The following is an 11814-nucleotide window of genomic DNA, read 5'->3' as shown; positions in this document are numbered from 1 at the left end:
GCGTCGGCTGCCATATCAGCCGGCGGCCGTCACCCCCCGGCCGGCAGCCCGCCTCGGAAGTGCCGTCGGCCACTGCGCGAGCGCGGCCGTCGCGGCGTACCAGGCCACCGCACCCGCCGCCACGGCCACCCAGCCGCCCGCCTTGGCCAGCGAGGAGCTGTCGGCGAAGTTCGCGACGGCGAGGAGCAGCATGGACAGGAACAGCAGCGCGTGCATGCCCTGTCCGAGCGTGTCGCCGCCCGCCAGGGTCAACGACAGTGCCACCAGGGCGAAGAGGAGCAGGAAGAGCCCGGCCGCGTTGGCCGAGGCGTTGCCGCCGGACGAGACGGCCCAGGTGAACCAGAGGGCGCCGAGGGCGACGTAGCCCGTGCCGCTCGCGGCGTCACGGTCACGGAAGGCCAGCAGGCCGACGAGGAAGAGGGCGACTCCGCCCACGTAGTGGGCGACTGACACGGCGTCGGACGTGGTCACGTCGTCGATCACGCCGGTGGTTCCGAGGCCGAACGCCAACAGGGTTATCCCCAGGGCGAGTCGGCCGGCCACGGTAGTGGTTCCGCTTCCCGCAGAGACGTCGTTGTCCACGGCGGGCTCCCTTCATGCTCTGTGCAGTTGTACGCGGTGACCGGTATATGCCCTTCACAAGGACACAAACACCTCTACGCACGAGTAGCTTTGCGCACGGCACGAAGGGAGCCGGACCCTACCCACGGCGTATCTCACCTGGGAGAACCGGGAGTTACGGAATGACAACGACGGGCCGCTTGGCCCGCTTGGCGAGTCTGCCCGCGACGGAGCCGAAGATCCGCCCGACGATCCCGTGGGTCGACCCCACGACGATCGCGTCGGCCTCGTACTCGCGCCCCACCTCTTCGAGTTCGTGGCAGATGTCCCCGCCGCGCTCGACGAGGATCCAGGGCACCTCGGCCAGGTATTCGGCGCACGCGAGTTCGAGACCGAGCACCTCGGTGCGATGGTCCGGCACGTCGACGAAGACGGGTGGCTCGCAGCCGGCCCACACGGTGGTCGGCAGTCGGTTGGCGACGTGGACGATGATCAGCCCTGCACGGGATCGATGTGCCATCCCGATCGCGTAGGCGAGGGCTCGCTCACTGGAGGTGGAGCCGTCGAAGCCGACGACCACTCCGTGCTGGAAGGCGGGGTCGCAGGAAGGGCGTGCCTCTTGCGCCGCCAGCGCATCGGCCGCCGTGGGGTCGGCGACCGGCCGCTTGCGGTCCGCTGGATCGAAGAATTCGTGACCGGCCATGGCTGTCTCGGCGTTGTGATCCTTTGTGGGAGGGGAGGACAGTGTGCGGCGGAGCTGTGTCCGGGAATCAACTTCCCAACCCCATACCCCCAAGGGTACGGCGGCACGCCTCCTCCGCCCAGATCCCGCGCACTCTCCGTAGGGGGACTTCCCCGGAGTCGGTTGGGGGTTCCAGGGAGCATGCACGAGCCACGCCCGCGACGCAATGGTTGCTGCCCCGTACAGGCGGTTTGCGCGGGATTCGGTCAGGCGCGGGGCCCACGCACGGTGACCGACCGCTCGAACACGCGTTGAACCGGGCGGCAGCGCCGTCACGGGGGCCGGCGGGGGCACTCCGCCGGGGAGAGCAGGGAGACACACATGTCCGGACCGCACCCGGAACCCGACCCGCGACCGGCCCAGGACGCAGCGGGTGACGTCGTCCGCTGGGCCGTGTTCTCCTGCGCCCTCGTCCCCGCCGTACTCCTCTGGTACGGCACCTCGCCGGTCGGCGCGGTCGGCACCGCGCTCGGACTGGCCGCCGCCACCGCCGCGTGCCGGTACCTGCTGCGCCGCTCGGCGCACGGGACGGCGAGCCGGGGAAGGCCCCACGGGAAGCCGTACGGAAAGCAACGGGGATCCGCGCACCGGGCACCCCACCGGGCACCGCACCGGGCCCCCCGCGGACCCGTCCGGGGAGGCGGACGTCACACTAGGAGCGGTACACCGGTCGACTGACCGGTTTCCGTACCCCGGAACGCTTCTTTTCAGCCAACTTCCCGACCCTGTGCAAGAGGGGCCCCCACCACCCCCAAACCCCCGTTCCACCTGCACGGAAAGGGTCCGGGAGGCCCTCCGCACCCTATGCGGTTTGGCCACTGCCACGAGGCGCACTTCCCTGCACGGCCCGTGAGTGCAACGCTTCGTGATCGAATGCTTCACGCCAAGTTGTCATGTCGACAATCTGCGGCGTGTCGAACTGGTCAACGCGACACCGCGGGAACCAGTAGATTCGATCTTGACGTCTTACGGCGGGGGACTCGTGCAGGACCGAGGGGAAACGTGCAGGAGCGACACAACCGAGGAGCCGCGACCACCGAGGGGGGCTTAGCAGTATGAGCCACGACTCCACTGCCGCGCCGGAAGCCGCGGCCCGGAAACTCTCCGGGCGACGCCGCAAGGAGATCGTCGCGGTGCTGCTGTTCAGCGGCGGCCCCATCTTCGAGAGTTCCATACCGCTGTCGGTGTTCGGGATAGACCGCCAGGACGCCGGCGTACCGCGCTACCGACTGCTGGTGTGCGGAGGTGAGGAAGGCCCGCTGCGGACCACAGGGGGCCTCGAACTCACCGCGCCACACGGCCTGGAGGCGATCTCACGCGCCGGCACGGTCGTCGTGCCGGCCTGGCGGTCGATCACCGCGCCACCGCCCGAGGAAGCCCTGGACGCGCTGCGCCGCGCCCATGAGGAGGGGGCCCGCATCGTCGGGCTGTGCACCGGCGCGTTCGTGCTGGCCGCCGCCGGACTGCTGGACGGCCGCCCGGCCACCACCCACTGGATGTACGCGCCGACGCTGGCCAAGCGCTACCCGTCGGTGCACGTCGACCCACGCGAACTCTTCGTGGACGACGGCGACGTCCTGACGTCCGCCGGTACGGCGGCCGGAATCGACCTCTGCCTCCACATCGTGCGGACGGACCACGGCAACGAGGCGGCCGGCGCGCTCGCCCGCCGCCTGGTGGTCCCGCCGCGCCGCTCCGGCGGTCAGGAGCGCTACCTCGACCGTTCTTTACCAGAGGAGATCGGTGCCGACCCGCTCGCCGAGGTCGTCGCCTGGGCCCTGGAGCACCTCCACGAGCAGTTCGACGTGGAGACGCTGGCGGCACGCGCGTACATGAGCCGCCGGACCTTCGACCGCCGGTTCCGCTCACTGACGGGCAGCGCCCCGCTGCAGTGGCTGATCACGCAACGCGTCCTCCAGGCGCAACGCCTCCTGGAGACGTCCGACTACTCGGTGGACGAGGTGGCGGGCCGCTGCGGCTTCCGCTCCCCCGTCGCGCTGCGCGGGCACTTCCGCCGCCAGCTGGGGTCGTCCCCGGCCGCGTACCGGGCGGCGTACCGCGCACGGCGGCCGCAGGCCGAGCGTGCCGACACGCCGGAACCGGCACCGCTGCCGCCCACGGGCCCGCTCGCGGTCCCGTACCCCGAGGGCGTACTGCCGATGCAGACCCGCAGGACCGCGGCGGTGGGCCTGTCGGCCAGCCTCCCCGGCCCGCGCACCGGCAGCTGATCCGCGCCTCCGCCCACCCGGTACGACCGGGTGGGCGGTCGCCGTCGCCGGGGTGCCGCCCGCGGGCTCGCGCACAAGGTCACCGCACGGTCGGTTCAGCTCACGGCGGCGCGCCGTAAGGTTAGACACATGAACGATCGCATGGTGTGGATCGACTGCGAGATGACCGGCCTCTCGCTGTCCGACGACGCGCTCATCGAGGTGGCCGCACTGGTCACCGATTCCGAGCTGAACGTGCTCGGCGAGGGCGTGGACATCGTCATCCGTCCGCCGGCCAAGGCACTGGAGACGATGCCGGAGGTGGTGCGCCAGATGCACACCTCGTCCGGCCTGCTCGACGAGCTGGCGGGCGGCACGACCCTCGCCGAGGCCGAGGAGCGGGTACTGGCCTACATCCGGGAGCACGTGAAGGAGCCCGGCAAGGCCCCGCTGTGCGGCAACTCCGTCGGCACCGACCGCGGCTTCCTGTCCCGGGACATGCCGGACCTGGAGGGATACCTCCACTACCGGATCGTCGACGTGTCCAGCGTCAAGGAGCTGGCCCGGCGCTGGTACCCGCGGGCGTACTTCAACAGCCCGGAGAAGAACGGCAACCACCGCGCTCTGGCCGACATCCGCGAGTCCATCGCCGAACTGCGCTACTACCGCGAGGCCGTCTTCGTACCCCAGCCCGGCCCGGACTCGGACACCGCCAGGTCGATCGCGGCCAAGCACGTCCTGCCTGCGGAATAGGCGTTCGGGAGGGCCCGAAGGGCACGCCCGTAAAGCCGTGCGCGAGCACCCCTTCGGACCCTGTACACTTTTTCTCGGCCGGTCGGAGAAACCACAGAATCGCCTCCGGTCATGGTGGGTGTAGCTCAGCTGGTAGAGCACCTGGTTGTGGTCCAGGATGTCGCGGGTTCGAGTCCCGTCACTCACCCCAACAGGAAAGGCCCCGGCCCGCGGAGACGCGGACCGGGGCCTTTCGCCGTTAACTGCAAGTCTTCCGGCGGCAGTTCGGCGCGGGATGTCAGCAGGGGCTGCGCCAGCGGCCCAGGGCGAGCCCCTTGCGCATGGAGTCGAGGCCGAGCCGCTCCGCGATCGGGCAGAACGTGCTCTCGGGCACGTGGTACTCCACGTGGAAGACGGCCTTGTCCGCCTCGATGAAGGGGCGCAGCGACGGGCACTCGTGGTACTCCGCGCACTGCTCGTTGACCGCGAAGTCGTAGTCGCCGACCAGCTCGGGGATCTGCTCCAGGTCGTTCTTCAGGCCGACCGCCATGCCCCGTTCGTGGACGAGGTCCGCGATCATGCGGTTGTAGGCGAGCTGGTCGGCGGCGGTCAGCGGGAAGCCGGTGTCGTTGGTGTAGGCGTCCGCGAGGTCGGGCTCGACGGCGTCGAAGCCCTTGTCCCGGCACATGTCGAACCGTGCGGCCATGATGGGGCGGAGCAGCGAGCGGCGCCGGATGTCGAGCCAGCGCTCGCCCCGCCAGCCGTCGGAGCGGCCGAGGGCGGAGGCGGGGAAGGCGGCACGGTCGGGGCGGAAGGACTCCCACGCGCCGGCGTTGATGTAGCAGATGACCTTGCGGCCGCTCCTGTGCAGACGGCTCACGACCTCCGCGCCGTTCGTGAAACCGTCGATGTCGTAGACGGGGACGGCCACACCGGTGTCGACGCGGCCGCTGAGCTGCCACTGCCAGGCCGTGCCGGGGCGCGGCTGCCAGCGCGCGGCCGACGGGTGTCCGCCGTGGGCGCCGCGCACCCCGGCCCGGTCCGGGACCCGGTCCGGGACGGCGACGCACCCGGCGAGCAGCGCCGCGACCACCCCCGTGACCAGCAGGCACAGGGCTGACAGCGGAAACGGCGTACGGGTGGTGAACCTCATGCGGTTCCCCTCCTCACGGCGGGGGGCAGGGCGCCCCAGGGGTTCGCGCCCGCACCCGGTACCGCGCAGTGGACGCCGGCCCGCCGGTTCCGCGCGGTGCGGGCGGCGAGGTCGCACAGGCCGGCGGGGATGCCGTGGATCAGATGGCAGAAACGGTCCGGCGGGTGCGCCGCGGTCCAGGAGGGCGCGACGGAGGTGAGATAGGTCTGCCAGTCCCCTTCGAAGGTCACCAGCAGATCGGCGACGGAGGCGTAACCGGGATCGGGATGGACTCCCGGGTTGAGCGTGACGGTGGCGGCGCCCCGCTCGCGGGCCGCGGCGGCCAGCGAGCGGTAGTACGGCAGCAGGCCGGCGTCCGCGCCGGCCTGGTCGAGGAAGACGCCGTCGGTTCCGTACCAGCCGATGTGACGGCGCAGCTCGTGGAGGACCGTCCGGTGCGGGCGGGTGCCGTACGCGGTGTCGAGGTATGCGAGCACCCGTACGCCCGCCGCGCGCAGCGCCCCGGCGGCGGCGGCGAAGGCCGGGTCGCGGGTCGCGCCGGGGCCGTCGGCGACGTTGAGGACGACGCCGTACAGCCGCGACGGGACCCGCGCCAGGGCCTGCCACGCCGCCGGGTCCACCGCGGGGTGGACGTACAGCGGGACCAGCAGACGGCCGTGTGTCATGCCGGATCCGGGATCGCGGGAGTGCCGGTGCGCGAGGTCCACAGGTCGGCGAGCGAGGCGGCGAGGGGCCGCTCGGGGTGCCAGCCCAGAGCGGTGGCCGCGGCCGTGACGTCCGCCTGCTGCCAGGAGACGGCCGACGACCGCTGGGAACCGGCCCCGTTCTCGTCGATCCGGCCGCGGAACCCGCTGACCCGGGTCAGCCCTTCCGCGACCTTGCGGACCTGGGTGGCGCTGCCGCCGGCGATGTTGAGGATCCGCGGCAGCGGGCCGGGGGCGGTGGTGGCGAGGACGGCGGCGCGGGCCACGTCCCGTGCGTCGACGAAGTCGCGGTAGGCGGACAGGTCACCGACCCGCACCGTGCCGTCGGGACCGGCGCGCAGCAGTTCGTCGGCGAGCCGGCCGGGCAGGCTGGTGCCGGGCGAGCCCGGGCCGAGGGGGTTGAACACCCGCAGCACGACGGCGTCCAGCCCGGCCTCGGCGACGGTCAGCGAACCCGCCAGTTTGGTGGCCCCGTAGGCGCCCTGCGGACGGGTGGCGGCGTCCTCGCCGAGCGGCTGCCCGGAGTTGGTCCCGTACTCGCCGGCGGAGCCGAGATGGACCAGGCGGACCGGCAGGCCGGCCGCGGTCAGGGCCTCGCACAGGACGGCGGGGCCCCGGACGTTGGTCTCCGCCAGCAGCAGCGGGCCGCCTCCGACGGCGCCGGCGCAGTTGACGACGGCGTCCGGGGCCAGCGCGCGCAGGTCGGCGGTGAGCTCGGGGACGGTGGCGGTGGTCAGGTCGACCCGCAGGTCGCAGCCCGGGGAGCGGCCGGCCCGCAGCACCCGGACGCCGGACAGGGCGCGCAGGTGCTCCGTGATGTGCCGGCCCAGGAATCCGGTGGAGCCCAGGACGAGGACGCGCATCGGGTCACGCCCCCTTCAGCAGCAGGTCGCGGTAGGTGGTGAACTCGGCGTTGGCCCGGTCGTAGTCGTCGGGGCGGCCGATGTCCAGCCAGTAGCCGTCGAACTCGTGGGCGGCCGGCGGGGTGCCGTCGCGGAGCAGGTCGAGGACGAGTTCGTCGAAGCCGAGCGGCAGGCCGGGGGTGTAGTCGTCCAGGGTGGACCGGGAGAGCCCGTAGACGCCCATGGACACCCGGTAGTCCAGGGTCGGCTTCTCGGTGAAGGCGACGACCTGTTCGCTGTCGGTGGTGAGGACGCCGAAGTCGATCCTGACCTTGCGGCAGTAGGTGGCGATGGTGAGCGGCGCGCCGCCGGCCTGGTGACCGCGCAGGACCGCGCGGAAGTCCAGGTCGGTGAGGATGTCGCCGTTCATGACCAGGAAGTGCTCGGGCAGCCGGTCGAGCATGGTCAGCAGCGGGCCCATGGTGCCCAGCGGGCTGTCCTCGGTCGAGTAGTCGACGCGCATGCCCCACTGGGAGCCGTCGCCGACGTAGGCGCGGATGATGTGGCCGAGGTGGCCGATGGCGATGGTGCAGCTGGTGAATCCGGAGTTGGCGAGCTGCCGCATCACGATCTCCAGGATCGCGTGCTGGTCGCCGATGGGGACGAGCGGCTTGGGCAGGGCGGTGGTGTAGGGGCGCAGCCGGACACCCTTGCCTCCGGCCAGAATGACTGCGTGCATGGCGGACTCCGTGGTGGGTCGGTCGGTGGTCGACGGTGGTGGCCGGCGACCGGGACGAGTGGTCAGACGTTGTAGATGGCGGTCTTGTAGCGGGCCAGGTTCGCCGGGTCGGAGAAGAACCGGATGGTCTGCTCCAGCCCTTCCTGGAGGCTGTGGGCCGGTGCCCAGCCGGTCGCGGCGCGCAGCCGCGAGGCGTCGCAGACCAGCCGCATCACCTCGGACGCGGCGGGCCGGATGCGCTGCGCGTCCTCGCGGACGTCGAGGTCGGCCCCCATGAGCTTGCCGACCAGCGTCACCAGGTCGCCGACCGAGATCTCGCCGCCCGTACCGGCGTTGAACGTCCTGCCGACGACCGCCTCGGCGGGTGCGGTGCCCACGGCGAGGAACGCCTGGGCGGTGTCCTTGACGAACAGGAAGTCCCGGGTGGGCCGCAGGTCGCCCAGGGCGACGGTCCGTTCTCCGGCGGCCACCTGCCCGATGACCGTCGGGATCACCGCCCGCATGGACTGGCGCGGCCCGAAGGTGTTGAACGGCCGCAGGGTGACCACCGGGATGCCGAAGCTGGCGTAGTAGCCGTCGGCCAGCCGGTCGCCGCCCGCCTTCGAGGCGGAGTACGGGGACTGGGTGTTGATCGGGTGGTCCTCGGTGATGGGCACGGTCTGCGCGGTGCCGTACGTCTCGCTGGTGGAGGTGTGCACCATCCTGGGGATGCCGAGCCGGCGCACCGCCTCCAGCACGTTGAGCGTGCCGGTGACGTTGGTGGCCACGTAGCTGTGCGGTGCCTGGTAGGAGTACGGGATCGCGATCAGCGCGGCCAGGTGGTAGACGGCCTCGGTGCCGGTGAGCAGGTGCTGCACGGACCCGGCGTCGCGCACGTCGCCGAGGACGACCTCCACGCTGTCCATCACGTCCTGCGGCAGGGTCTCCAGCCAGCCGTACGACGAGAAGGAGTTGTACTGGGCCATGGCGCGCACCCGGTGGCCCGAGGCGACGAGCGCCTCCACCAGGTGGGAGCCGATGAATCCCTCGGCGCCGGTTACTGCGACGGTCGTGGGAGCGGACGAGGTCACGATCTGTCTCCTTTGTTCTCTGATGAAGCCGGGTCTGATGAAGCCGCGCCCGGTGAAGGTGGGGCTGGTGAAGGACGGTCTGGTGAAGCCGGGCCCGGTGACGGTGGGTCCGGTGAAGACGGCGCCGGGGTCGGTGGAGGCGGGGCCGGGGTGGTCCGACCGCCCGGTGTGCGCCGTGGTGCCGGGGTCCGCTCAGCGGTGGGCCGTGACCCGGCCCATCCGGGCGTAGGCGAAGGCCAGCAGCACCGCCGTAGCGCAGCCGCAGGACGCCAGCTCGGCGGTGGCCGGGCTGAGCGGGCCGGTTCCGTGGGTCCCGGCCGACAGGGAGGCCTCGGCCACGGCGGCGGCGAGGCACGCCGTGGCGGACGGCCAGGCGATCCCGGCCGCCTGGAGCAGCAGGGCGACCCAGAGGGCCGCGCCGAGGGCGAGCAGCGGCAGCGACGGCACCCCGGTGACCAGCGCGGGGGCGGCGAGCACCGCGAGGTACCCGGTGAGGCACAGGGCGAGCGCGCCCGCCGCCCGGAGCCGGAAGCCCCGGGGGGTCCGGCTGTGCCGCAGGGCGGTGAGGGTGAGGCTCCGGTAGCGGTAGAGCAGCCATTCGGCCACCCCCATGCTGAGCGTCAGCACCACCGCGGCCGGCCTGCCCGCCGCCGGGGCCATCAGCGTCAGCGCCCCGCCGGCGAGGCCGAACAGCCCGTACGGGACGGACGCGCCGAGCCGGGCCGCGCCCGGTACGGAGGAGCTCTCGGTGCGCAGCGACCGCACGGTCTCCCGTACCGCCGCCAGTACCGCCGCCACGACGGTGGCCAGCAGCAGCACGGCGGCCGGCAGCGGGCCGGGGCGCCACACCGGCAGGCAGGCCGCCCCGGCCGCCGTCGGCACGAGCGCGATCAGCAGCTGCTGTTCGCGTCCCAGCACGAGCAGCACCGTGGCCGCCGCCAGATAGAGCGACTCCCCCGCCGCGAAGGCCGGGACGGCACCCGGCCCCGAGACGGCCAGTGCGGTCGCCGCCGCCGCCGTCACCCCTGCCGGGGCCCCGAGCAGCAGGCACCGCGCGGCCGCCCGCCGGCCTCCGGCGGCGAGCCGTACGTAGGCGCGGTGGGCCAGTCCCTGGTTCCAGGCCCAGGCGACGAGCGCCGAGGCGGCGAGCCCGGTGACCCGGCCGGGCAGCAGTCCCGCGCCCAGCAGGTAGGCCAGTCCCGGCAGGCCGAACAGCGTTCCGCGCAGCAGGCACTGCCACGGGCTGGTCCGCCACGGGTCGGGAACCGGCGCGGGGTCCGGGAACCGGCGCGGCACCCGGGCGTACAGCTCCTCCGCCATGTCGAACAGGTCCCGTCGCGCGTAGCGGGTGGTGATCTGTTCGTGTGTCAGCCCGTCGGACTCCAGCACCGCGGCGATCTCGTCCGGGTGAACGGCGGCCCCGCACACGTCCGCGAGCCGTTCGGCGAGTTCGTCGAGCGGGTCGTCGGCCCAGGCCGGCCGCTGCGGCGGGCCCGGCAGGCGCAGTAACAGGGTCGGGTCGTCGGCCAGCCGGTTCACCACTCACCTCCGGCCCGTCGGGCGTGCGTCGCCGGGATCCCGGCCGGCTGGGCGCGGTCCTCGCCCGCCGCCAGCGCGCCGTAGATCTCCCGGAAGGAGTCGATGGTGTGCCGGAGGGTGAACTGGTCGATCACCCTCAGCCGGGCGGCCTCGCCCATGCGGGCCCGGCGGGCGGGCGCGCGCAGCAGTTCCAGCGCTGCCCGGGCCATCGCCTCCGGTTCCCGTGGCGGTACGACCAGACCCGCGTCGCCCACGGCCTCCCGGACCCCGCCGACGTCGGTGGACACGGTGGCCCGGCCGCACGACATGGCCTCGATGAGGGTGAAGGGAAAGCCCTCGCTGATGCTGGAGAGCATGACCACGGTGCCCGCCGCGTAGGCGTCGCGGATGTCCTCGACCCGGCCCTCGAAGGCCACCGCGTCGGCGGTGCCCAGCTCGCGGGCGAGAGCCTCGCAGCGGTCCCGGTAGGCCTGGCCGCCCTTGGGCGTGCCGCCGAACAGCCGCAGCCGCACCTCGGGCATCTCCTTGCGTACCAGGGCGAAGGCCCGGATCAGCGTTTCCAGGTCCTTGATGGGATCGACCCGCCCCGCCCAGGCGAGCGTGGGGGTCTCCGGCTCCGGCCCGGCGGGCGGGAAGGCCCCGGGGTCCACGCCGTTGTAGACGGTACGGATCTTCTCGGGCGGGGTGCCGCCGCGTTCCTCCCAGCGCCGGTTGTAGTGGCTGCCCGGTGTGACGAGCGTGGCGCGGGCGTAGGTCTCCTGTGCCAGCAGCCGGAAGAAGCCGAGGAGCAGCGCCTTGACCGGCCAGGGGTGGCCTCCGGAGCCGTACCCGAGGTAGCGCTCGCGCAGGTAGACGCCGTGTTCGGTGAGCAGCAGGGGGGTGCCGTGCAGGTGCCGGGCCAGCAGTCCGGGCAGGGCCGCCAGTCCGCCGCTGACGGCGTGGGTGATGCCGTGCCGGGGCGGTACGGCCGCGAGTGGGCGCAGCGCGTGTTCCAGCAAATCGGTGGCGGTGACCACGTCGTGCATGGTCGGCCGGGCGGCGTGGGTGGGCAGGTGTGGGCGGTTCCAGACGGCGGCCAGGGTGCGTATCGCCGCCTCGGTGCGCAGCGCCGCCGTCAGTTCCCCGTACCGTGCCCGGGCCGCGAGGCCGTACAGCCCCTCGGCGAAACGCTCGCGGGCGCTGGGGCCGGCGTGGGTGCCGGAAGCGGGGGCGGGGTCGAGGAGGGCCAGCAGGAACGTCTCGAAGGTGTCGAGGAAGCCTCGCAGCCGCCGGCCGCGCGGTGCGCGGCCGGCCGGCGTCGGACCCCAGGTGGGGATGGAGGTCACCTTGCTGACGTGCGCGGGTGTCTCCCAGGTGAGGGGCTCCCGTCCGTCACCGGTGACCGCGAGTATCTGGAAGTCCACGTCCGGGATGCCGTGGACGAGCTGGTCGCACCAGACACTCACGCCGCCGTGGCTGTGCGGGTAGGTGCCCTCGGTGAGCATGGTGACGCGGGTCGCCCCGGTGTCGACGGCCGCGAAGGCCC

General features: G+C 72.8%; 12 protein-coding genes and 1 tRNA gene. 4 read left to right on the top strand and 9 right to left on the bottom strand.

Features of this window, described 5'->3' with window-relative positions:
* Window positions 1-15: 15 nt before the first annotated feature.
* The gene (locus tag ACFY3I_RS18950) at window positions 16-582 is read right to left on the bottom strand and encodes a GPR1/FUN34/YaaH family transporter (protein WP_390861558.1); all 567 of its coding nucleotides are present in this window, start codon (window positions 580-582) and stop codon (window positions 16-18) included.
* Between the two features lie 154 nt (window positions 583-736).
* Entirely contained in the window at window positions 737-1264 is a 528-nt protein-coding gene (locus ACFY3I_RS18945; RefSeq protein ID WP_390861557.1) for a universal stress protein, read from the bottom strand.
* Between the two features lie 360 nt (window positions 1265-1624).
* On the opposite strand from ACFY3I_RS18945, the gene ACFY3I_RS18940 reads away from it, so the two are divergent.
* From ACFY3I_RS18940 to ACFY3I_RS18925, 4 genes are all read left to right on the top strand, one after another.
* The gene (locus ACFY3I_RS18940; protein ID WP_365292153.1) at window positions 1625-1981 is read left to right on the top strand and encodes a hypothetical protein; all 357 of its coding nucleotides are present in this window, start codon (window positions 1625-1627) and stop codon (window positions 1979-1981) included.
* A gap of 377 nt (window positions 1982-2358) precedes the next feature.
* Complete coding sequence (locus ACFY3I_RS18935; RefSeq protein ID WP_365292155.1) at window positions 2359-3531, top strand: helix-turn-helix domain-containing protein; 1173 nt, start codon at window positions 2359-2361, stop codon at window positions 3529-3531.
* A 129-nt stretch (window positions 3532-3660) separates the two neighbouring features.
* On the top strand, window positions 3661-4263 hold the full coding sequence (gene orn, locus ACFY3I_RS18930; RefSeq protein ID WP_365292157.1) for an oligoribonuclease: 603 nt from the start codon (window positions 3661-3663) through the stop codon (window positions 4261-4263).
* A 114-nt stretch (window positions 4264-4377) separates the two neighbouring features.
* Window positions 4378-4453 (top strand) — tRNA-His (locus tag ACFY3I_RS18925).
* 87 nt (window positions 4454-4540) lie between these two features.
* Here ACFY3I_RS18925 and ACFY3I_RS18920 read toward each other — a convergent pair.
* The 7 genes from ACFY3I_RS18920 to pelF form a co-directional block, all read right to left on the bottom strand.
* Window positions 4541-5395 (bottom strand): endo alpha-1,4 polygalactosaminidase, encoded by an 855-nt coding sequence (locus ACFY3I_RS18920; RefSeq protein ID WP_390861556.1) that lies wholly within the window; start codon window positions 5393-5395, stop codon window positions 4541-4543.
* The gene (locus ACFY3I_RS18915) at window positions 5392-6060 is read right to left on the bottom strand and encodes a spherulation-specific family 4 protein (protein WP_390861555.1); all 669 of its coding nucleotides are present in this window, start codon (window positions 6058-6060) and stop codon (window positions 5392-5394) included. Before ACFY3I_RS18915 ends, ACFY3I_RS18920 begins: the two co-directional genes overlap by 4 nt.
* Window positions 6057-6962, bottom strand: a complete 906-nt coding sequence (locus ACFY3I_RS18910) for an NAD-dependent epimerase/dehydratase family protein (RefSeq protein WP_390861554.1) — start codon at window positions 6960-6962, stop codon at window positions 6057-6059. Before ACFY3I_RS18910 ends, ACFY3I_RS18915 begins: the two co-directional genes overlap by 4 nt.
* Window positions 6963-6966: 4 nt before the next feature.
* Entirely contained in the window at window positions 6967-7680 is a 714-nt protein-coding gene (locus ACFY3I_RS18905; RefSeq protein ID WP_390861553.1) for an NDP-sugar synthase, read from the bottom strand.
* Window positions 7681-7742: 62 nt separating this feature from the next.
* The gene (locus tag ACFY3I_RS18900) at window positions 7743-8750 is read right to left on the bottom strand and encodes an SDR family NAD(P)-dependent oxidoreductase (RefSeq protein ID WP_390861552.1); all 1008 of its coding nucleotides are present in this window, start codon (window positions 8748-8750) and stop codon (window positions 7743-7745) included.
* A 192-nt stretch (window positions 8751-8942) separates the two neighbouring features.
* Window positions 8943-10289, bottom strand: coding sequence for a hypothetical protein (locus tag ACFY3I_RS18895; protein WP_390861551.1), 1347 nt, complete (start codon window positions 10287-10289; stop codon window positions 8943-8945).
* Window positions 10286-11773 carry a GT4 family glycosyltransferase PelF gene (gene pelF, locus ACFY3I_RS18890; protein ID WP_390861775.1) on the bottom strand — a complete coding sequence of 496 codons (1488 nt, stop codon included), beginning with the start codon at window positions 11771-11773 and terminating at the stop codon, window positions 10286-10288. The genes ACFY3I_RS18895 and pelF overlap by 4 nt, the downstream gene beginning before the upstream one ends.
* Window positions 11774-11814: the final 41 nt, after the last annotated feature.

It is taken from the genome of Streptomyces sp. NPDC001068 (genome assembly GCF_042897315.1).
Taxonomy (GTDB): domain Bacteria; phylum Actinomycetota; class Actinomycetes; order Streptomycetales; family Streptomycetaceae; genus Streptomyces.
The sequence above is the reverse complement of the archived record's forward strand: the minus strand, read 5'-3'. Positions and strand labels throughout refer to the sequence as shown.